The sequence below is a fragment of the Bdellovibrio sp. SBM16 genome (genome assembly GCF_056175625.1).
The window spans coordinates 221639-242355 of record NZ_JBJKJG010000001.1 but is presented as its reverse complement, the minus strand read 5'-3'; the positions used below and the strand labels follow the sequence as shown (position 1 = coordinate 242355).

The 20717-nt window shown below is 43.3% G+C and carries 18 protein-coding genes, 4 tRNA genes and 1 pseudogene; 6 read left to right on the top strand and 17 right to left on the bottom strand.

The features are described 5' to 3' along the window. Positions 1-73: 73 nt before the first annotated feature. The 16 genes and pseudogenes from AC04MM_RS01060 to clpB all read right to left on the bottom strand — a co-directional run bounded on the left by AC04MM_RS01060 (position 74) and on the right by clpB (position 14531). A tRNA-Thr gene (locus AC04MM_RS01060) sits at positions 74-148 on the bottom strand. 79 nt (positions 149-227) lie between these two features. Beyond that, positions 228-304, bottom strand: a tRNA-Gly gene (locus AC04MM_RS01055). An 89-nt stretch (positions 305-393) separates the two neighbouring features. Continuing rightward, positions 394-479: transfer RNA gene (locus tag AC04MM_RS01050), tRNA-Tyr, on the bottom strand. A gap of 61 nt (positions 480-540) precedes the next feature. Beyond that, positions 541-616 (bottom strand) — tRNA-Thr (locus tag AC04MM_RS01045). A 106-nt stretch (positions 617-722) separates the two neighbouring features. After that, a complete protein-coding gene (thpR, locus tag AC04MM_RS01040) occupies positions 723-1301 on the bottom strand; it encodes an RNA 2',3'-cyclic phosphodiesterase (protein WP_475378459.1) in 579 nt (192 codons plus the stop codon). Between the two features lie 65 nt (positions 1302-1366). Beyond that, positions 1367-2254, bottom strand: a complete 888-nt coding sequence (gene rlmB / locus AC04MM_RS01035; RefSeq protein WP_475378458.1) for a 23S rRNA (guanosine(2251)-2'-O)-methyltransferase RlmB — start codon at positions 2252-2254, stop codon at positions 1367-1369. A 37-nt stretch (positions 2255-2291) separates the two neighbouring features. Next, positions 2292-2990, bottom strand: a complete 699-nt coding sequence (gene pyrF / locus AC04MM_RS01030; protein WP_475378457.1) for an orotidine-5'-phosphate decarboxylase — start codon at positions 2988-2990, stop codon at positions 2292-2294. A gap of 15 nt (positions 2991-3005) precedes the next feature. Next, the gene (locus AC04MM_RS01025; RefSeq protein WP_475378456.1) at positions 3006-4751 is read right to left on the bottom strand and encodes a proline--tRNA ligase; all 1746 of its coding nucleotides are present in this window, start codon (positions 4749-4751) and stop codon (positions 3006-3008) included. After that, positions 4748-6136: a sigma-54-dependent transcriptional regulator gene (locus AC04MM_RS01020; RefSeq protein WP_475378455.1), complete on the bottom strand. Its 1389-nt coding sequence runs from the start codon at positions 6134-6136 to the stop codon at positions 4748-4750. The genes AC04MM_RS01025 and AC04MM_RS01020 overlap by 4 nt, the downstream gene beginning before the upstream one ends. Positions 6137-6171: 35 nt before the next feature. Next, positions 6172-8307 carry a sensor histidine kinase gene (locus AC04MM_RS01015; protein ID WP_475378454.1) on the bottom strand — a complete coding sequence of 712 codons (2136 nt, stop codon included), beginning with the start codon at positions 8305-8307 and terminating at the stop codon, positions 6172-6174. Between the two features lie 123 nt (positions 8308-8430). Next, complete coding sequence (gene ribH / locus AC04MM_RS01010; RefSeq protein WP_475378453.1) at positions 8431-8949, bottom strand: 6,7-dimethyl-8-ribityllumazine synthase; 519 nt, start codon at positions 8947-8949, stop codon at positions 8431-8433. After that, positions 8942-9565: pseudogene (gene ribB / locus AC04MM_RS01005) on the bottom strand (3,4-dihydroxy-2-butanone-4-phosphate synthase); the annotation flags it as partial. The gene ribH and the pseudogene ribB, both read right to left, overlap by 8 nt. After that, the gene (locus AC04MM_RS01000) at positions 9558-10157 is read right to left on the bottom strand and encodes a riboflavin synthase (protein WP_475378452.1); all 600 of its coding nucleotides are present in this window, start codon (positions 10155-10157) and stop codon (positions 9558-9560) included. The pseudogene ribB and the gene AC04MM_RS01000, both read right to left, overlap by 8 nt. Before the next feature lie 63 nt (positions 10158-10220). Then, positions 10221-11318, bottom strand: coding sequence for a hypothetical protein (locus AC04MM_RS00995; RefSeq protein ID WP_475378451.1), 1098 nt, complete (start codon positions 11316-11318; stop codon positions 10221-10223). Between the two features lie 209 nt (positions 11319-11527). Beyond that, the gene (locus AC04MM_RS00990) at positions 11528-12034 is read right to left on the bottom strand and encodes a hypothetical protein (RefSeq protein WP_475378450.1); all 507 of its coding nucleotides are present in this window, start codon (positions 12032-12034) and stop codon (positions 11528-11530) included. Further along, positions 12006-14531, bottom strand: a complete 2526-nt coding sequence (gene clpB / locus AC04MM_RS00985) for an ATP-dependent chaperone ClpB (protein ID WP_475379027.1) — start codon at positions 14529-14531, stop codon at positions 12006-12008. The genes AC04MM_RS00990 and clpB overlap by 29 nt, the downstream gene beginning before the upstream one ends. Before the next feature lie 157 nt (positions 14532-14688). Between clpB and AC04MM_RS00980 the strand changes: the two genes are divergently transcribed. The 5 genes from AC04MM_RS00980 (at position 14689) to AC04MM_RS00960 (ending at position 18369) form a co-directional block, all read left to right on the top strand. Continuing rightward, positions 14689-14889, top strand: a complete 201-nt coding sequence (locus tag AC04MM_RS00980; protein WP_475378449.1) for a hypothetical protein — start codon at positions 14689-14691, stop codon at positions 14887-14889. Positions 14890-15389: 500 nt separating this feature from the next. Continuing rightward, entirely contained in the window at positions 15390-16220 is an 831-nt protein-coding gene (locus AC04MM_RS00975; RefSeq protein WP_475378448.1) for a flagellin N-terminal helical domain-containing protein, read from the top strand. 197 nt (positions 16221-16417) lie between these two features. Then, complete coding sequence (locus tag AC04MM_RS00970; protein ID WP_475378447.1) at positions 16418-17191, top strand: hypothetical protein; 774 nt, start codon at positions 16418-16420, stop codon at positions 17189-17191. A 93-nt stretch (positions 17192-17284) separates the two neighbouring features. Beyond that, entirely contained in the window at positions 17285-17827 is a 543-nt protein-coding gene (locus tag AC04MM_RS00965) for a hypothetical protein (RefSeq protein ID WP_475378446.1), read from the top strand. 125 nt (positions 17828-17952) lie between these two features. Beyond that, positions 17953-18369: a response regulator gene (locus AC04MM_RS00960; protein WP_475378445.1), complete on the top strand. Its 417-nt coding sequence runs from the start codon at positions 17953-17955 to the stop codon at positions 18367-18369. 147 nt (positions 18370-18516) lie between these two features. Here the strand turns inward: AC04MM_RS00960 and AC04MM_RS00955 are convergent, their stop codons facing one another. Continuing rightward, positions 18517-19581: a sigma-54 interaction domain-containing protein gene (locus tag AC04MM_RS00955; protein ID WP_475378444.1), complete on the bottom strand. Its 1065-nt coding sequence runs from the start codon at positions 19579-19581 to the stop codon at positions 18517-18519. Between the two features lie 202 nt (positions 19582-19783). Here AC04MM_RS00955 and AC04MM_RS00950 point away from each other — a divergent pair, with 202 nt between their 5' ends. After that, a complete protein-coding gene (locus AC04MM_RS00950) occupies positions 19784-20716 on the top strand; it encodes a tyrosine-type recombinase/integrase (RefSeq protein WP_475378443.1) in 933 nt (310 codons plus the stop codon). The last annotated feature ends 1 nt before the right edge of the window (position 20717 follow it).

Genomic DNA, 20717 nt, shown 5'->3' with positions numbered 1-20717 from the left:
TAACTTCGTTAAAAGTTTACTCTTAAATATCAAAATCCATTTTCGATCATCGCAAATGCTCTGACCACTAAAATGGAGCCCGTGATCGGAGCCGAACCGACGACCTCACCCTTACCAAGGGTGTGCTCTACCACTGAGCTACACGGGCCAGGGCCGTTTTTATCAACCTGTTGGTTGACCCTACTCTAAAGGAACAACTTACGTTATTCAATCAGACTAGTCTAAATTGGAGCGGGAAACGGGGGTCGAACCCGCAACCCCCTGCTTGGAAGGCAGGTACTCTAGCCAATTGAGCTATTCCCGCTCATGCGATCAGTTGGTTAAGCTGATCATTAACTTGCGACTATACACTGGTGGCTAAAACTAAATACAGGCTTAAAAGACGTAAATAAATGGTGGGCAGGGAAGGATTCGAACCTTCGTAGACCGAAGCCAGCAGATTTACAGTCTGCCCCCTTTAGCCACTCGGGCACCTACCCATTTTTTTAACGTCATGTACTTAGCTAATGTACACTCGCAAATTTCGCCCAAAGACGAAAATGGAGCTGGCAATGGGACTCGAACCCGCAACCTGCTGATTACAAATCAGCTGCTCTACCAATTGAGCTATGCCAGCATAGCCTAAAATAACTGGTCAAAATTGACAGAAATTTTAGTAACTTGGAATTTTTACTGGATTCGCGGTGTCAGGTCAAATTGATTTTTAAAGTGATTTCAAAGTTTTATGCTGGATTTTTAGCCAAGTGCGCCTCAAACACATCACTATAGACTGGAAAATGACCATGAAGTTGGCTTTCCATCAAGAAAACTGAGGAAATTTCACCCTTACCTAGATCTATTTTTTTAAAAGGTCCAATCGCTGATTCAATCGAATTTGGATTTCTGAGCCGTCCTAAAGTCATATGTGGGTAATACTGCATTTGCGGGACTAAACCCAGCTTCTCCTCAAGAGCTGATTGCAAATCTAAGAGTGATTGTGAGCGTTGTACATCGACAAATAATGTTCGTGCTTTTTGAAAATGATCAAAGGCTCCGAGATCACGAATTTTTAAATTAAATTCTGAAAATTCATTCGCAACTTCGGAAATTTTTCTCTGTAATTCTGGAATTTTTTCGGTTTCGGTATCGCCCAGAAAACTTAAGGTTATGTGCATGTTTTCCAGCGGCGACCACTTAATATTAATTTCTTTTTGGTCGAAAGATTTTTTTAATTTTTTTAAGAACGGGTCTAAGTGATAAATCTGGCCGAGACTTGGTTTGATGGCGACAAATAATCTTTTAGTTACAGGCTGTAAACTCATTCTTTAGTAATGATATCACCGCGAATTAAAAAACGTCCATCAAAAGTCATCGGAATCCCCTGCAACTACTTACGTTTTTTCTGCGACCATTGGCGTTTAGTTTCGGCTAACGCCATCGCCGTGGCTACTGATACATTATAACTTGCATCGGCTGCAGCTTGCGGGATAGATACGAGCTCGTCACAGGCACGCTCGGTTGTTGAACGTAAACCTTTATCTTCGGCACCTAAAACCCAGATTACTTTTTCAGGGTATTCGATGTCGTAAATTGATTTTTCAGCTTTATGCGAAAGACCGTAAACCCAGAAACCAGCTTCTTTGAGCGTTTCAAATGGATCGTTGAAATTATTGGTTCTGGCGATTTCAACGTGCTCTGCACCACCACAGGCAACTTTGTGCACTGTCGGGGTTAAACCAACTGCGCGATCCTGCGGAATGATTAAACCGCTTACTTCCATTAACCAACTGGTCCGCAAGATAGCACCCAGGTTATGTGGGTCTTCTACGCCATCTAAAGCGACGATCATGCTGTTGTTTTCCCAACCCTGATGAACGTAATCAAAGGCCGGATTATAGTCGGAAAAAATCACCGCCCCCTGATGGCCGGCGCAGATTTTAGATAATTCCATATCTGAACGTTCTTCAAAGCGGATATCATGTTCTTTTAAGATTTGGATCAGCTCTTTAAGATCGGCTGTGCCCATTAGGTTACTTTGCAAGTAGGCCTGTTTGATCGATTGCGGACGTACCTTTAAGGCTTCTTTAACTGCGTGCGTGCCGGCAATCTGACGCCAAGATTTAGGAAGCGAAGCATGCTGGGATTGCATCGAGTTGCCGCGGGCTTGCGGGCGTCCACCCTGTTGTGGGCGACCACCACCATGAGCTGGGCGACCACCCGATTGTGGACGTTGTTGGCCTTTACCGCCTCTTGAATTACTTGCTGATCTTCTCATACTGTTTCCTAAATTGTAAATGCAAAAACCCGAGATATTAGATCGATTTCAAAATATCTAACACCGCTTGTTTTGGGTTTGCCGCCTGAAGAATCGGTCTACCAATAACTAAGGCGCTTGCGCCAGCACGAAGTGCTTGTTGTGGATTCATTACACGTTTTTGGTCATCTACTGATGCCTCTGCGGGCCTGATTCCCGGGGTGACCTTATAGAGATTGTGGTTTTTTAACAGCTCAAGCTCGTGAGCTGAACAAACTAAGCCCGACAACCCAGAATCCTGAACCAGGTTCGCCAAACTAACTACGTGTTCGGAGACTGGCCAAGGATTAAGCGATTTTGGCATGGCTTGCTGGTCCCAGCTTGTCAGGATCGTTACCGCTAAAATTTTAAAGGGACGAATTTGGTTTAATTCTTTTTCTAGTTTCGCAAGCTCAGTCAGGGCTTCTTTGCCTGAGAGCGCGTGCACAGTGACAAACGTTGCCCCCGCCTGAAAACTTGTTTTTACGGCTGAAACCATCGTTGAAGGAATATCAAAATATTTATTATCAATGAATACCGGAGCAATAGCTGCACATTCTTTGATAAAATCCGCGCCGAATTGGTAACCTAAACGCGGACCAATTTTGATGGCACCCACTTCACTCCCCACCTGATCCAAAATCTTTTTTGCCTGCTCGATTAAATCAACATCAAGAGCCAGCATGATTGGATTTTTGATCAGGTTTGAGTTCATCATCGGTAGCCTTTCAAATTAACGGGTTGCCAAAACTTTTTCTGCCTGAGCCATCACCTGGTCAGGAGCCACTTTTTCAACTTCTTTGGTCTTGCGGTTTACAACTTCGATCTGACCGGCATCAAAACCCTTTTTACCGACGACGATGCGAACAGGCATACCTAAAAGATCTGCATCTTTAAACTTAACACCCGGGCGCTCATCACGATCGTCAATAAAGGTCTCGATACCTTTTTCAGCGAAACGTAAAGCCATTTCATTCACGTAGCCATTTAATTTTTCATCTTTGATATCTAACAAACAAATATGAACATGAAACGGGGCAATCGCTTTTGACCAGATGATGCCATCAGCATCATGGCTTTGTTCGATAGCCGCCTGAACTACGCGGGTAATACCGATGCCGTAGCAGCCCATTTCGTAATACTGCGATTTTCCGTTTTTATCTAAAAACGTACCATTCATTTTTTTCGAGTACTTTTGCCCTAAATAAAAAACGTGGCCGACTTCAATACCGCGGTAAGCTTTTAATTTACCATCAGACTCAGGACATTTATCCCCGGCACGCGCCATGCGTAAATCAGCGGTTTTGGTGATTTGGAAATCACGGCCGTGGTTAACATTGCGTAAATGGAAATGATCTTCGTTAGCACCGACGATGTAGTTTTTTAATCCCATAATACCGTTATCAGCATAAATCGGGATTTTTAAACCAACAGGACCGCAAGAACCCGGATTAGCTCCGGTCACTTCGCGCACCTGTTCGTCAGTTAACATTTCAGGAGCATTAGTCATTCCCAGCATGTTTTTAACTTTGATTGGATTAACTTCGTCTGACCCACGTAATAGAACAGCGAAAGGTTTGATCGTTTTTACTTTCGCGTCTTCGTTGGCGTTGAAATACAGTGTTTTCACCAATTCACGCGCCGGAACTTTAGTGAAAGCTTCCAGATCAGCGATTGTTTTTTGGTTCGGAGTCTCAAATTTCTCCATCGCTTTTTCGGCTTCGCTTGAAATGTGCGCAACAGCATCAATGGCCGGACAAACTTCAACGTTAGCTGCAAATCTTGTTTTATCAGAAACTAATAATGCATCTTCGCCGGCTTCAGCTAATAACTGGAACTCGTGCGTTTGGCTTCCGCCGATATTACCGGCGTCAGCTTGCACGGCACGAAATTCTAAATTTAAACGGCTGAAAATACGATCGTAAGCCTGATACATATCTTCGTAAGTTTTCAGAGCACCAGCCTGATCCATATCAAAGCTGTACGCATCTTTCATTACGAATTCACGGCCACGCATTAAACCAAAACGCGGGCGGATTTCATCACGGTACTTCGTTTGAATCTGATAGATGTTCTTCGGAAAATCCCGCCAAGATTTTAATTCATGGCGAACATAATCAACCACCGCCTCTTCAGCCGTTGCACTTAAGCAGAACTCTTGTTCATTGCGGTTTTTAAACTTTAATAGGCCCGCGCCCATTTGTGCCCAGCGGTCGGTCTCTTCCCATAACTCGCGGGGTTGCACTACAGGCATCAGAATTTCAATGCCGTTGGCTTTATGTAATTCTTCACGCACGATTTCTTCGAATTTTCTGATCGCACGCAGACCAATAGCGCCGTAAGAATAAAGACCGGGACCCAGTTTTTTCATGAATCCTGAGCGCATCATTAATTTGTGCGACGGGATCTCGGCATCAGAAGGTGCTTCTTTTAATGTGAATAAGTGGGTTTGTGACCAACGTAAGATCGGTTGTCTCATATATTTACCTCGATACCGTATGCTTTGATTTTTCTGTGTAAGTAGCTGCGCTCTAACCCGATTGCTTCAGCGGTTTTAGAAATATTGCCGCCGTTTTCCTGGATTTTTTTAATTAAATAATCTTTTTCAAATTCCGCACGCGCATCACGAAATGTTGAAATTTCGGAGTGAGAGCCCTGCTGGCCGTCTTTTTTATCTGACAGGCCGGCAAAACGTAAGTCATGCACATCCACATAATCTGACGGTGTTAGAATGTACACGCGCTCAATAAAGTTTTTAAGTTCACGGATGTTTCCCGGCCAGGTGTGCTTAACCAGAAGTTTTAAACCTTGTTCAGAGATTGTCTTTCTGAAACTTGCCATTTGTTTAGCGATAATGTCGCTAAAGTGAAAAATTAATGACTGGATATCTTCTGGACGGTTACGTAACGGCTCAACAAAGATCTCGTTGTTTTGTAATAACGCCGCAAGCTCGGTGGCGATTTTTCCGCTGCTGATTAAATTTGCCAGCGCTTGCGAAGACGTCAGAATTACGCGTGAAACAGCTTCGATCGGGTCAGCTGAACCTACACGTGAAAATTTCTGTGTCTTTAAGTAATTTAAAAGTTTTAACTGGATTGCCTGCGGCATCTCTTCGATCTCTTCGATGATCACCGTGCCACCCTCGATAAGCTCTAACTTGCCTTTGCGGGTTTTATCAATGCCTGGCAGCACCCCTTTTTCGATGCCGAACAATTCGATCTCGATCAAATCCTGAGGCAAGGTCGCACAGTTGATCTCAACGATCGAACGACTGGCCTGTGCCGACATAAAATGGATGTTCTGGGCGACCAGCTCACGGCCCGAACCCGATTCGCCGGAAATCAAAATCGTCTGCTGGGTTTTGGCAACTGTTGTAATTTGCTCACGAACTTTTTGTAACGACTTAGATTCACCAACCAGAGCGATGTTTTTTCTAAGTTTATTTAGCAGAGCTTGTTTTTCATCTTTTTCAGCTTTGAATTTTAATACGTGATCGATCACCAGAGTGATTTTTTCCAGTGAAAGCGGTTTTTCGATAAAATCCCAGGCACCGATCTTAGTGGCTTTAACCGCTGTCTCAATGGTCCCGTGACCAGAAATCATGATAAACTGTGTCTCGGGGTTATGCGGGATCGCTTGTGTTAAAACTTCGATACCGTCCATTTTCGGCATCCAGATATCTAAAAAACAGATGTGCGGTTTGAAGTCCTGAAGAACCTGTAATCCGGTTGGTCCATCCGGAGCGGTTAAAACATGGAAACCGTCGTCTTTTAAACTTTCAGATAAAACCTGACGGATCGGCGCTTCATCGTCGATAATCAGGATTCGGGTTTTCAATTTTTCTTCATGTAAAGCTTGAGACATAGGTCACCTTCTTATAGCTAATAAAAGCTACAATATTAAGGTGCACTTGTATATAGCGGAAGCTCTATGTAAATCTTTGTGCCTTGCGGTTCATTGCCGAGCGCACGGATCACGCCGCCATGATCTTCAATAATACTTTTTACGATCGGCAAACCTAGACCAGTTCCCTTTTCTTTAGTTGAGAAATAGGGCTCAAAAACACGCACGCGGTCGCGCGCCGGGATTCCCGGGCCGTTATCAATGATATAAATTCGGGCAATTCTGTGCTGAGTTTGATATTCGGTCCTGATCGTAACTACAGGATTGGCAATTTGTGCCGCAGGGTCCTCAGTTGCATGAACCGCGTTATCAATCAGATTCACAAAAACGCGCTTAAGTTGAGCCGGATCAAACTTAAACTCCGGCAATGCCGGATCCAGTTCAAGCTCAAATTTAACTTTGCCGTGATTTTGCGAATACGCCTCACCCATACCCTTTAAGATATCATTTAGCTGGGCCTGAATCGGTTTTAGTTCTGGCATGCGCGCAAACTGCGAAAATTCATTCACCAGATTTCGCATATCATCGACTTGCGAAACGATCATCTGGATCGAATCTTTAAACGCCTGTTCATTAATTTGTTCACCGTATTTTTTAGAAATACGTTCGGCCGCAAGTTTAATCGGGGTTAGCGGATTTTTGATTTCATGAGCGATACGGCGGGCGACTTCCTGCCAAGCGGCCGCACGCTGTGCATTTACGATCGCCGTCATATCGTCAAACACCATGATTCGGCCGATCTGCTGCTGAAATTCGTTACGTAACAGCGACACGTGAACTGAAAGAGGTATCGGCTCTTTTTCTGTGCCTTTTTCTGTTTGTCGTTCAACCTCGATGCGGATTTCTTTTTGCAGGCTGGTTAGATTATTATCCTGCATGGCCTTTACAAACTGAGCGAAAATTTTGTAGTTCTGATCGTCTAACAGCTGTTTAATCGGTTTACCGACAGCTTTGGTCGGGTCAACGTTTAATAGCTCACCGGCACGTCGGTTCATGGTGGTCACAACACCAGCCATATCGACCGATAAAACACCGGCAGAGACGTTACCTAACACGATTTCAACGTAAGTCGTGTATTGGTTTAAGTTTTTGATTGTCTGTTGCAGTTCTAACTCTGATGACGAAAGATTCGAGATCATCTGATTGAAGTTACCGATCAAATTGTTGATCTCTTCACTGCCCGATTCGATTTCTAACGATGAATAATCACCGCCGGCAACGCGTTTTGTGGCTCGGCCTAATTGCACCAGCGGCACCGATAATTGCTTGGCTAAGTGGAAACCGAACCAGACCGCCGCAAACAGGATAACCAGTGACATAACGATCTGCATGACGAAGTACATCGATTTAAGCGGATTTTCGATCAAGGTGTTAGTTTGAAACTCTTGGTACGCACCGACGATATCGTCAAATTTTGCACCCGGCGCCAGATTTAGCACTTTCGACACGATCACAACACCGCGGTTATCAATCGGCACCATCATGCGCAACAAGTGCGAATCAGAGAATACTTGCACAAGACTGGCCTGGCTTTCGTGTAAAAAGCCCTTCTGCAGAAAATCAAAATTCGGGCGTGGAATGACCTGCTTGATGACTTTGCTGTCCTGAGCAATGTAGCGCTCTGATAAAAGCTCCGGATAGTATTCAACCGCATCCAGCTTAAAATCCTTCTGCAGCTTTTTTAAAACTTCATCAATCTTTTGCGGGCTCTGAGTTTTTTGTACGGCCTGGGCTACGATCTCGGCGTAGTCATAGCCTTTGCGTTTTTCCTGGGTGATAAACGAATCGATCACCTCAGAGGCGTTTTTTAAAATACCGATCATGCGCTGTGAGAACCAGCGGTCAAATGAGCTGTTTAAGTAGAAAACCGACAGAATTAAAACTAATGATGTCGGGATCACCGAAAAAGTCGCAAAGGCGATAATAAGTTTGGATTTTAAGGACGAACCGAATATTTTTCCGCGACGTTCGATAAAAACTTTAACGACGTTACGGAAGATTAAGAATAACAACAACAAAACTAAGATTAAGTTTACGTTAACTAACCCGATGAAATAAATAATGTACGGACTTGGTAACGTCTGACCCGAACGAAAAACATAAACCTCAATACCCACTAAAATGGCAAGCATGATTGAAATAACGAAAATAGATAAAACTTCTTTTCGCCGTTTCAGCGTCTCGACATTTTGAGTAGGTTTATTGGTCATAGTTTATTGCACAGTTCAGCTGCGCATCCTTGGCATCTGCCAATACTATTTTTTCTTAATTTCTTTAAGAAGTCCAATCATCTCGAGGGCTGCTTGAGCCGCATCAACACCTTTATGACCATGACGGCCACCAACGCGGTCTAAGGCCTGCTCTTCGTTTTCGGTCGTTAAAACGCCAAAAGCGATCGGTTTTTTGTAATCTAACATTAATCTTGAGCAATTTCGCTCAACAGAACGGCAAACTTCTTCGTAGTGAGTGGTTTCGCCACGGATAACAGCACCTAATGTGATAACTGCATCAACTTTTTGGTATTCTAACAATGCCTGAGCCGCCAATGGGATTTCTACTGCCCCCGGAACGCGGACAGCCAGAATTTCGACCCCGTCAATACCTTCCAGAAAATCCAAAGTGCCATCTTCAAGCTTTGAGGTGATTTCTTCGTTAAAACGAGACGTAACCACCCCGATTTTTACTTTGTCGGCTGCTTTAATAAACTTTGTCGCTTTGACAGATTTTTTTGCTGATTTAGATTTTTTAGCTGGCTTTACATTTTTAAGTTTCATTCGACTTCCTGTACTGGATGAGATCCTCAATCGTTCCGATTTTAATATTATGTTTTTTCGCAAACACCATCAGATCCGGTAAACGGGCCATGGTGCCATCTTCATTGATCACTTCGCAAATTACACTGGCCGGAGTTAGTTTGGTAATTACCGCCAGATCAACGCTGGCCTCAGTATGACCGGCGCGGCCAAGTACACCTTGCGGGTGCGCTTTTAACGGGAAAATATGTCCCGGACAAATCACATCAGAGGCCTGCGCAGTTTCACGCGAAGCCACCTTAATGGTGTGCGAGCGGTCGGCCGCCGAGATGCCGGTTGTTACACCGTAACTGGCTTCGATCGAATAAGTAAACGCTGTTTCAGTCGGACCGCGCTGGTGCGCCTTTGAAATCATCATCGGCAGCTGCAGCTTTTCGATTTGCGATGCGGTAAGCGACAAACAGATCAAACCCCGTGCTTCTTTGGCCATGAAATTTACGGCCTCAGGGGTTATAAAATCAGCGGCGATAACTAGATCGCCCTCATTTTCGCGGTTTTCATCGTCTACTAAAATAACAAATTTACCGGCTTTAAAATCAGTGAGTATTTCCTGGATTGAATTCATTTGGCTAGACATGGGGTGTTCCTTGTGAGCGGATGTAGGCCTTCGCCAGATAATCAGATTCAAGATTTACGTAATCGCCTTTTTGGTAATACTGAAGGTTCGTCACTTTCAATGTTTCCGGAATCAAACAGAAAAAAATAAAATTGTTTTCGATTTTATTAATAGTCAGACTTACACCGTTTACACAGGCCGAACCTTTGTGCCAAAAATATTTGGCCAGCTCTGGCGACGTTTGTACAGACAAATCCCACACGTCACCGTTGGCCTGCGACAGGGCGATTTTAGCCGATTCATCCACATGACCAGTGACCAGGTGCCCGTGCACGCGGTCGCCGAATTTTAATGAGCGCTCAAGATTTAACGGGTACTTTCCCCAGAACGGCAGGCTTTTGGAAAGTAAAGTGAGCGTCTCCAGACCTAAACAGAATTGCATTTCATTTTGATCGAAGGCTTCAACAGTTAAGCAGGCGCCGTTTACGCAGATACTGTCACCGATTTTAATATCATCAAAGAATGAAGGACGCTTCACCCACAGGCGAGACGCCTGGTTCAATTTTTCGGTACGAATTACGATAGATGTGGTCTCAACAATTCCAGAAAACATACGCGCCTTAACTATCACGTTAAGGCGCTTAAAGTCTATTGATTACTTGCTAACGAAAGAGGCTTATTTCTTTTTCTTAGAAGCAGCCACTACAACAGGCGCTTCATAAAGCTTACTGATGCGAGTTAAGGCACCAACTTCAATAGAATCGTCCTCGCGCGGGTTTAAAACGCGGGCCTTGGCCATTAAGTTACCCGCATCTTCGATTTCAATTATCCAAGGATCATTAGTTACCGAAACCGATCCAAGTAACACGCTGCCTTCACCGCAAGGTTCGCCCATCCAGTCGTGCACTTCGTTTTCAACTTTTAAGCGGTCACCTTTTTTTAATCCAAGCTCAGCACCACCCACAATAACCACATAGTTATCACGACTGATCAGCACTCGCGTATGCCATTCCTGACGCTGTAAAGAGGCTAATTTTGCCGAAATATCTTTGATCGATTTTTTTAAACCCTTAAGAACGGTTTCTGCCATTCCGGTTACGCGGTAAAACTCAGGACCGATATGGATAATGCCTAAGTCGATCCCAAATCCTGCAGAGTAATCTTTTTTGATCACTTCTGAATTTACCGCAGCCATTTGTTGTGAACTCCATGGATCATAGGCGTGAAAACTTAAATCCATGCGCATCTTATCCATTTTAAATTTTGCTGATAATGGAATCTGCACTGTTGATGAGTTAAAACCGAACTGCAACGCCATTCCGGAATACGCTTCTAATGAATTAATTTTACCGTAGAGCAAATGCTGCGGGCGAGAAACTAAACAACTTGAATCACGTGATAACTGCACATCACTTGATTTCATAGTTGGGAACCAGGTTTTTAGCTGCACCATCTGTTTGTCTTCTACCGAGGCTTTTTGCAACCCTATTGCAGATTGCGGCACTGTTTGATCGGGCCTTGGATAAATATTGCGTTCAAACATTGATTCTTCTTCAAAGATCACACCAGATAACTGGTTTTGCGCGACTTCAGAAAAGTTGAACCCTGAATTGTCCAAGAATGATGAAGCCTCCATTTTCAGGATCTGCACATTCTTTTTAAGTGTTCTGGCTTTCGCCACCGGCTCTTCTTTACACTTTTGATTGGCCATTGTTAAGACAGCCAAAGAAATCAAGCTCGCTACGGACAATACTTTTTTATTGATGGTCGACATCAACCCCTCCATTTTTTCTTGTCCAGTACGGTGATTACATGAGGATCTAGACGGGAGTTAATTCGGCAAAAATTACCTAGACCTTTAGCCGGTTTGCCAAAGAAAACAGAAGGTTAGAGAAACTGGAAAGAGTTTCGACAATAAAAAAAGGATTGCTGGTTGCGCAATCCTTTAAAGAAAAATTATGTAACAAAAAACCTGTAGCCCGACTACTTGCCAAACGATGTGCCGCCGGAAACGTTGATAAAGTAAGTCATATCTTCACTTTTTAACGGATTACCGTCGCGGTCCAGACGTGCTTTATCATACTTTAAGTATTTGGCACCGCCGCTTAAGCCGAAACCTTTTACATTGACACCAAGACCGGCCTCACCGACCACAGCGTTGTTGATCTCTTTACTTGTCCAGCGGTAACCGGGGCCTAAGAAAAAGTGCGCACCGCCGCTTTGGTTAAATTTAGTTCTTAATACTAACCGCAGCGTTGAATCTAAACCGGTGATCGTTTCAATTTTAGAACCCGATCTTTGAAAGCCTGAGTTGCGCCAGGTTAACCAGTCCGTGAAATTTAAGTTCACACCTAAATGCACCTCTTGGTAAGTAACACCGTTATTAGTACCCGAAGATCCCCCGATATCACCGGTAATTAACGGGGGATCTTTAGCTAAAGAAGTTGATGCAATCGCTACACTACTTAAAAGAGATAGAATTATTTTCATAATCTATTTTTACCACAGAATCAGACTTAATTTCACCAGCAATCATTTTTTTCGCCAGCGGATTTAAGACCTCGGTCTGGATAACCCGTTTAAGTGGTCTGGCACCAAAAACCGGATCAAAACCTTTCTCACCTAAGTACACAATCGCACGATCAGTAAATTCGGCTTTAATGCTTTTCTGTGCCAAGCGATCAACAACCTGTTGTAACTGAATCTTCACGATGCCTGATAAGTTTTCCTGGCTTAACGATTTGAATTCAATGACATCATCAACACGGTTTAAAAACTCGGGACGGAAGAAAGATTTCAGCGCTGACTGAATCGCTTCGCTGCCCTGGCTTGCGCCCAAGTTAGAAGTCATCACGATCACTGTGTTTTTAAAATCAACAGTGCGCCCCTGCCCGTCGGTTAAACGGCCTTCGTCCAATAACTGTAATAATACATTAAACACATCAGGATGCGCTTTTTCGATTTCATCCAACAGGATGACCGCGTATGGTTTGCGGCGCACGACTTCAGTTAACTGACCGCCTTCTTCGTACCCCACGTAGCCCGGAGGCGCGCCGATCAAACGCGAAACTGAATGTTTCTCCATGTACTCAGACATATCTATCCGCACCACTGCCGTTGGATCATCAAATAAAAAATCTGCCAGAGCCTTAACAGTTTCGGTTTTACCGACGCCGGTAGGACCCACGAAAATAAATGTACCGATCGGACGATTCGGGTCGGCAATTTCAGCACGTGATCTGCGGACTGCATCGGCAATGACTTCTAAAGCTTTGTCCTGACCGACAACTTTTTTCTTCAAGGCATCTTCCATATGTAAAAGCTTTTGTGTTTCGCTTTCTAACATACGGCTAACCGGGATATGCGTCCATTTCGAAACCACATCCGCGATATCTTCAGCATCGACTTTCTCTTTTAACAAAGAGCCGTCCTTGGCTTTCAGTTTACTTTCTAAATCAAGTAACATTTTTTCAAGATCAGGAAGTTTACCGTACTTTAATTGCGCGGCTTTTTCGTACTGGGCATCACGCTCGGCACGGCTGATCTCATTTCTGATCTGTTCAATATCAGATTTTAATAATTTAACTTTATCAATCTGGCCACGCTCGAAGTTCCACTTTTCGCGTAATGACTGCGATTTTAGCTGCAACTCATTTAACTCAGCCGAAATTTTGTTTTTACGTTCTAAAGATTGTTTATCAGTGTCTTTTTTCAACGCTTCGAGTTCGATTTTATAATTTAAAATCTGGCGCTCGATCTGATCGACTTCTTCAGGTACGCTTCTGTTTTCGATTCCTAATTTGCTGGCAGCTTCATCAACCAGATCAATCGCCTTATCCGGTAAAAACCGGTTGGTGATATAACGGTGTGAGAGTTTTGCGGCAGCTACAATAGCGCCATCCGTGATCTGTACCCCGTGATGCACTTCGTATTTTTCTTTTAATCCGCGTAAGATCGTAATAGTTTCATCAACAGTTGGTTCGTCAACTAAAACAGTCTGAAACCGGCGTTCAAGGGCCGCATCTTTTTCAATATACTGGCGGTATTCATCTAAAGTCGTTGCCCCGATACAACGCAACTCACCCCGCGAAAGGGCCGGCTTTAATAACTGGCCTGCATCCATCGCGCCATCACCTTTACCGGCGCCGACTAATGTATGCAATTCATCGATAAATAAAATAATTTCGCCATGACTTGCCGTCACTTCTTTGATCACCGCCTTTAAGCGGTCTTCAAATTCTCCACGGTATTTGGCGCCGGCGATCAAAGCCCCCATATCAAGCGCCATCAGTTTTTTACCTAATAAGTGATCGGGCACATCTTTTTTAATAATACGCAAAGCCATACCTTCGGCGATTGCAGTTTTACCGACGCCAGGCTCACCGATTAACACCGGGTTATTTTTTGTACGGCGAGACAACACCTGGATCACACGGCGGATTTCTTCATCACGGCCTACAACCGGATCAAGTTTACCCTCAAGTGCAAGTGCTGTTAGGTCGCGCGCATATTTTTTTAAAACTTCGTACTGATTTTCAGGTTCATCAGTGGTGACACGCTGGTTGCCACGCACTTTTTTCATGGCTTCGGTAAAAGCCGCCTTTTTAATACCGGTTGTTTCTAAAAGTTTTTTGATGCTGCTGTCGTCAAACTTGAATAATGCCAGAAAGAAATGTTCGGTTGATATTAATTCATCCTGAAGTTCAACCATTTCAGCTTCGGCGTATTTAAAAAGTTTCTGCAAACGCGGACTCGCGTAAATATTCGCCTGCGCCGTTGATAATTGCGGCAGCTGACTGATCGCCTTGTTTAAAGTTGCAATCAAGGCTGCCGGCTGAACCTTAGCTTCCTGTAAAATACGGGGCACGACGCCATCGTCCTGCTCGACTAGTTCTAAAATTAAGTGTTCGGGTTCAACGGAAGAGTTCTTTTTGCTTTCTGCTAACTTTGCTGCAGCCTGCATGGCCTCTTGGCTTTTTCTGGTCATTTTTTGAATTTCATTGCTCACTGTTTACCTCGTTTAACCTTACATTAAGGATGAGTTATAGATTGCATTTGTCAACCCGAGGTCCTATATAAATCCTATGTCTAAAGCTAATGCTAAAATCCCTTTAAAACAGTCCTCAGCTCGCATTAGACCGTCTATGAAAAAAGACGTCATTTCACCCCGTGACTTTAATGCTTACAAAATTCCGTTTGCCTGCGAAGACTGTTCACATTTTGCTTCCGAAACCACTCGCTGCACTTTAGGCTTTAATACCGCCAATCACCTACGCGCTAATTCTCTTCACTCCTACGAGTTGAGCGGAAAAATTGCTCAATGCCGTTTTCTTGAAATCGACTAAGCTTACAAAGCCTTAACACAAACAAATTCTGCCGACAGAAATCCGACACTGTACTTGACTGGACAATAGTTACCACGACTGCAGGAAAGGCTCGTCGAGTCCTAAGACTGACGTTTTGAAATCAATACTTTCAGAGGGAAAATCAAAGAAAAATAAATCGTTTTTTTTCTATTTTCTATTCTTGTGTCCTGTCAAGAATTCACCCCGCTACGACGAAAAAATGGATAAGTAACAAACCCAGAGACTGGATGTCTCTAAGATCTACGTCATGCAATTACGCAGAAGCGAGATTCTCAACCTTTTGAAAGGAGGCCTCAAGGACGAATTACGGATGAAACAAAAATTGAAGGAATATTAAATAGGCAAGCGCCAACCTCAACTGTCCATGTGGACGCTCAGGCGCAAAATGAATTGCTCGGATGCAGTTCTACTTTAAACAACTCACGGAAGGAAAAAACAATGAAACAATTTTTATAAAAAAATATTAAACGGAGTTTAAAATGGGATTGAGAATTTCTACTAACGTAAATGCTATCAACACGCAACGTAACATGACGAACAGCCAAAGATTAATGTCAAATTCGTCAGCACAACTTGCAAGTGGCTACCGAATCAATAAAGCCGCTGATGATGCAGCAGGGTTAGCGATTTCTGAAACTATGCGCGGTCAAATTAGATCAGCGATTCAAGCAAAACGTAACGCAAACGACGGTATCTCTTTAGTGCAAACTGCAGAGGGCGGTCTTGGTGAGATTTCAAATATCTTAATTCGTTCACGCGAATTAGCGATCCAGGCAGCTTCTGACACTATCGGTGACCAAGAACGTTCATTAATCCAGACTGAGATTGCTCAGTTGAAAGATGAAGTTCAACGTATTGGTAAATCAACGCGTTGGAATTCAACTTCATTACTGGATGGTTCTTCTCCGGCGTTCGATTTCCAAATCGGTATGTTTTCAACTGAATTCGATAAGATCACGTTTGATGCAAGCGCCAACGTAGCAACGTTGGATTCTTTAGGATTAACTGATATGGATTTTTCACAACGTGACAGTGCTCGTTCTTCGATCGATACAATCGAATCAGCACAACAACGTGTAAACGCGATGAGAGCAAACTTAGGTGCCTTACAAAATCGTATGAACTCTACAGTAGATACCTTAGCGATCACTGAAGAGAACTTAGCTGCAGCCAATTCACGTATCCGTGATACTGACGTAGCGTCATCGACTTCTGATATGGCCCGCAACAGTGTCCTTTTACAAGCTGGTACTGCAACATTAGCCCAAGCTAACCAATCAACACAGTTAGCATTGAAATTAATTGGCTAATATTGACGGATTAATATACAGCTGGTTCCAAAGAAGTTAAAATAAACTGTCAACTTGGTTGACGAAAAAAGCCGATCATTACGATCGGCTTTTTTTTTTGCTGAAATACGCCTGCATTTACTTAAGTAAACAGGACCTTGGTCCGAAATAAGGTTTGCTGAAAGCAAATCAAAACCAGCTTTTCGGGCGAGGGATTTATGAACCAAAAAATCACAACACTACTGTTATTAAGTTTTTTAACTGCATGTGGTGGCACATCTCCTGAACTATTATCATCTATTCAACAACCTCAGGATGGCCAACAGGGGCAAAGCACTCCGACTCCACAAACACCTGATACCACAGCTCCGGTTTCACCAAATATTGACTCAGTAGATATGAAGAGCCGCGTAGACGATTCTTCCAACAAATTAGGTATGGGCGCTAACGGCGCCTTAGCTTTTGATATTGATAAAACGCGCGGCGAAGTCGTGATTATGTTACCTATGCCCCAAGGCGTAATTTTCACCCCATCTGGTACCTTCACTAAGTATCCTGACATTTCTTTTACCCCGATGTTTGACGGCACTGGTAAGATGAAGATGGCCGTAAGGGTTCCGATCAAATATATTATCAAAGGTTTATCAACGGTTCCGGCTACCCGTCTTCCGAATGGTGATCCGTTACCGGCGATGCCTGCAGGTAAGAGCGAATTACCGAGTTTAGCGTTAAGCTTCCCCTCTCATAACAACACCAAAATTAACCTTTATATCGGCACTAGTGCTGTTGGCCTATTTATGACTTTGCCGGATAAAGCAGCACTTCCGTTACCGATTAACATCACTGTGCCGCTTAAAAACAGCGATAAAACCAGAACTTTCGGTTATTTGACCTACGTCAACGCTAAAAGTGGGCACCAACCCGGACTTTTTATGTCGACAATTGTACCGCCTGAGTTCGCCAGAATCCTAGAAGACCATTTCGGACTATAATTAACATCTAGTTCCAAGCACCTACCTCTTGCGTAGGTGTTTTTTTTTCTCTAGTCTTATGAGTGTTTTAGTTCAACAAAATGGAGAATTCACATGGCTAAGAAAAAACCTGCTAAAAAAGCTAAACCAGTAAAAAAAGCTGCGAAAAAAGCAGCTCCAAAGAAGGCAGCTAAGCCTGCAAAAAAAGCGGCTAAACCAGCTAAAAAAGCTGCGAAAAAAGCGGCTCCGAAAAAAGCGGCTAAGCCAGCTAAAAAAGCTGCGAAAAAAGTAACAGCAAAAAAAGCAGCTCCGAAAAAAGCGGCTAAACCAGCAAAAAAAGCTAAACCGGCAGCTAAACCTGCAGCAGCGAAAAAAGTTATTCCAGCTGTAGTTCCTACCCAAACTTCATTTTCTGATATCGATTCTGAGTTCGACGACGAATTAGAGTTAGACTCTATGGTTGGCGATGATGATGCAATGACAGGCGCGGAATCTTACGAAGAAGGTGAAGAGTCTGATGAAGAAGCTGACGCTTCTGATTTCGAAAACATGGAAGACGAATCTGCTGAAGAGGATATGGAAGACGACCTAGAAGATGAAGATAACTTTGCTTCTACTGACGAAGACGAAAATGATGATGACGAAGGTTACATCTAGTCTGATATCAAATTAAATTTTGAGTCAAAAAGCCCTCACAATGAGGGCTTTTTCTTTTTCTGGGGCATCCTGCATCACCCTTTTCTCTGCCCTCCCTGCACGCCGATTGCAGAATAAATACCTCAATGAGCCAGCTCTCATCGGAAGATGTAAAAACTCTGCCTGAAAATCAGATTCACCCTGTCATGATTATCGAAGACGATGATGACATCCGTGACTTAATGCGGACCATGTTAGAAGCCGAAGGCTATCATGTCGTAACTGCAGTCAATGGTGCCGATGCTTTTCAGTTACTCTCCCAGGTTCCGAAACCCTGCATGATCTTACTCGACATGATGATGCCGGTCATGGACGGCTGGACGTTTTCTGAAGAAATTAAAAAAAACTCAAAGTACAGCAGTATCCCCCTGTTAGTAGTTACCGCATTTGCTGAGCAAATTACCTCAAAAGAAAACTTCTACGGCGTTGTCAAAAAGCCTTTACGTTTTGACCTGCTACTCGATTTGATCCGCCACCATTGTCCGCGCGAACGGCAAAGATAAAAATGAAAAAGGCCCAACCTATACGGTGAGCCTTTTTTTCAGAAATAAAATAAAACGAACCTGTTCTGCCAACGTTTCAATATTCAAGTTCGTTTAAACACCAATCGACTGACGTACCGCATTTGGTGGTTCTTCCCGGGATAAAAATTAGTCTTTAGCCGGCTTCGTGTGTACCGCGTATTTTTCGAACTCACCGTACTCATGAAGTTTATTGTAAAGAGTCTTAATCGTGATACCTAAACCTTGCGCCGCCTGAGTTTTGTTTCCGCCGTAATGAGCAAGCGCTTTGATGATATAACGTTTTTCTAATTCATAAAGCGGCATTGAAGGATCAAACTCAAGGCCTTCTTCTTTAACTTCTGGGTTACGAACGAAGTCAGGAAGATCGTTAGTCATGATCATGTGGCCTTCAGATAAAATCTGTAAACGTTCGCAGACGTTTTGTAATTCACGGATATTACCTGGCCAGTCATACTTAACTAATAACTTAAGTGCTTCTTCATCAATAGTTTTACCACGGTTAAGGTAAGAATGACCTTGTGATAAAAAATATTGGATAAGTACCGGAATATCTTCTTTACGACGGCGTAAAGGCGGAGCCGCTACCACGATGGTATTGATACGGTAGAATAAATCTTCACGGAAGTTACCACGTACAACTTCTTGATCTAACTCGCGGTTAGTTGCACAGATTAAACGGATATCAACTTTAATTGGCTCTTTACCACCAACGCGGAAGATTTCGCCTTCTTGGATAAAACGTAATAACTTAGCCTGAATTGAAAGAGGTAATTCACCGATTTCATCTAAGAATAATGTTCCACCGTTAGCGGCTTCTGCTAAACCAATTTTTTTGTTGTATGCGCCAGTGAAAGATCCTTTTTCGTGGCCGAATAATTCTGATTCTAATAATGTTTCACGTAAAGCACCGCAGTTGATGGCAACAAACGGTTTAGTTCTGCGGTTTGATTTCTCATGAACAGCGCGGGCGATTAACTCTTTACCAGTTCCAGATTCACCAAGAACAAGGATGTTAGCTTGTGAAGGAGCCACACGGTCGATCATTTTCATCATTTGGCCCATGACATCCGATTTGTAGATGATTGATCTGTTTTCGATCACTTTTTGAGTCTGGTTTTGATTCCAACTCATTTGTGTTTGATTCTGTGAGCTCGGAAGAACTGTAGTTGCGCTAGAGTCATTTGAAGACATTGGGGCCTACCTTTCACGTACTTAAAACGTCCTAAAAATTAGTGTCTCAATTTGATTAGCTCATTTTGATACACTGTGTTATGCCCGTAATATAACCAAAGTCGGGTAAATATTGCAAGGAAAATTTTGCATCGTGTTAAAATATTTTTAGGACCCCTCAATCGTTATAGCCTAAGTTATAATCAGTTCTGGCGGTACCAGCATGGCGTTTTTAGTTTCTAAACAGATACATAACTTCTTGAAATATCTAGAGAATATAGAATCTTGCTCGCCTTTGACCCTTAAAGCCTATACGCTAGATCTGAACCAGGCGTTCTTTCAAAACAAACAGCAATCGCCATATGCTAAGAAAAACAACAATTTGATTAATTTAGCCGATGTTAAGGCCGCCACCTTTAAATCCGGCGAAGAACTATGGCTATTGTGCCGCGAATCCCTGTCGCAATGGGGCCGCCTCTCACCGGCTTCACGCAACAGAAAGATCGCAACACTTAAAAGTTTTTTTAACTGGCTCTATGCGGAGAGGATCATCGATAAAAACTACGCCGATCAGCTGGTTTGCCCGAAAGTTCCGAAGAAAATTCCGCATTTTATTTCGGTTGATGAAGTCATCAGTGTGCTGCAGTACTTAAACACTTCTCCCGATGCAGAAACGCAGGCGCAGAAGACTTTATTTAACTTATTATACGGCGGGGGCTTACGCATCAGTGAAGCCTGTAACTTACGCTGGAAAGATGTAAACTTAAATGAACGTAAAATTTTGATTCTTGGTAAAGGTCAAAAAGAACGACTGATCGTGATTCCTGAGGCCTGTAACGAAGTTCTAAAAGCACAGAAGGCCAGAAACAAAAATACTGAATATGTCTTTGGCGAAGAGCCTCTGAATTCGCGTAAAGGATATGAGTTTATCAGAACCCTGGGCAAAAAAGTGGGCTTAATGAACCCGCTGCACCCGCATTCACTCCGACACAGTTTTGCCACCCATATGTTGGCGAGCGGTACAAATCTGCGCACCTTACAAACGATGCTCGGTCATGAAAGCCTGCAGGCCACCGAGAAATACACCCACTTAAATATCGACACCCTTGCCCGGATAGTCGAAGTACGGCATCCGCTATCAAAAAAGAAAATTTAGT

What these genes read in the sequence shown, in the direction of transcription:
- AC04MM_RS00990 (WP_475378450.1), bottom strand. Translation starts at nt 12,034, where the DNA reads ATGAAAATAATTCTATCTCTTTTAAGTAGTGTAGCGATTGCATCAACT.
- AC04MM_RS00950 (WP_475378443.1), top strand. Translation starts at nt 19,784, where the DNA reads ATGGCGTTTTTAGTTTCTAAACAGATACATAACTTCTTGAAATATCTA.
- AC04MM_RS01015 (WP_475378454.1), bottom strand. Translation starts at nt 8,307, where the DNA reads ATGCTTGCCATTTTAGTGGGTATTGAGGTTTATGTTTTTCGTTCGGGT.
- AC04MM_RS00995 (WP_475378451.1), bottom strand. Translation starts at nt 11,318, where the DNA reads ATGTCGACCATCAATAAAAAAGTATTGTCCGTAGCGAGCTTGATTTCT.
- AC04MM_RS00960 (WP_475378445.1), top strand. Translation starts at nt 17,953, where the DNA reads ATGAGCCAGCTCTCATCGGAAGATGTAAAAACTCTGCCTGAAAATCAG.
- AC04MM_RS00955 (WP_475378444.1), bottom strand. Translation starts at nt 19,581, where the DNA reads ATGTCTTCAAATGACTCTAGCGCAACTACAGTTCTTCCGAGCTCACAG.
- pyrF (WP_475378457.1), bottom strand. Translation starts at nt 2,990, where the DNA reads ATGATGAACTCAAACCTGATCAAAAATCCAATCATGCTGGCTCTTGAT.
- AC04MM_RS00965 (WP_475378446.1), top strand. Translation starts at nt 17,285, where the DNA reads ATGGCTAAGAAAAAACCTGCTAAAAAAGCTAAACCAGTAAAAAAAGCT.
- clpB (WP_475379027.1), bottom strand. Translation starts at nt 14,531, where the DNA reads ATGACCAGAAAAAGCCAAGAGGCCATGCAGGCTGCAGCAAAGTTAGCA.
- AC04MM_RS00980 (WP_475378449.1), top strand. Translation starts at nt 14,689, where the DNA reads ATGAAAAAAGACGTCATTTCACCCCGTGACTTTAATGCTTACAAAATT.
- thpR (WP_475378459.1), bottom strand. Translation starts at nt 1,301, where the DNA reads ATGAGTTTACAGCCTGTAACTAAAAGATTATTTGTCGCCATCAAACCA.
- AC04MM_RS00975 (WP_475378448.1), top strand. Translation starts at nt 15,390, where the DNA reads ATGGGATTGAGAATTTCTACTAACGTAAATGCTATCAACACGCAACGT.
- AC04MM_RS01020 (WP_475378455.1), bottom strand. Translation starts at nt 6,136, where the DNA reads ATGTCTCAAGCTTTACATGAAGAAAAATTGAAAACCCGAATCCTGATT.
- rlmB (WP_475378458.1), bottom strand. Translation starts at nt 2,254, where the DNA reads ATGAGAAGATCAGCAAGTAATTCAAGAGGCGGTAAAGGCCAACAACGT.
- AC04MM_RS01000 (WP_475378452.1), bottom strand. Translation starts at nt 10,157, where the DNA reads ATGTTTTCTGGAATTGTTGAGACCACATCTATCGTAATTCGTACCGAA.
- ribH (WP_475378453.1), bottom strand. Translation starts at nt 8,949, where the DNA reads ATGAAACTTAAAAATGTAAAGCCAGCTAAAAAATCTAAATCAGCAAAA.
- AC04MM_RS01025 (WP_475378456.1), bottom strand. Translation starts at nt 4,751, where the DNA reads ATGAGACAACCGATCTTACGTTGGTCACAAACCCACTTATTCACATTA.
- AC04MM_RS00970 (WP_475378447.1), top strand. Translation starts at nt 16,418, where the DNA reads ATGAACCAAAAAATCACAACACTACTGTTATTAAGTTTTTTAACTGCA.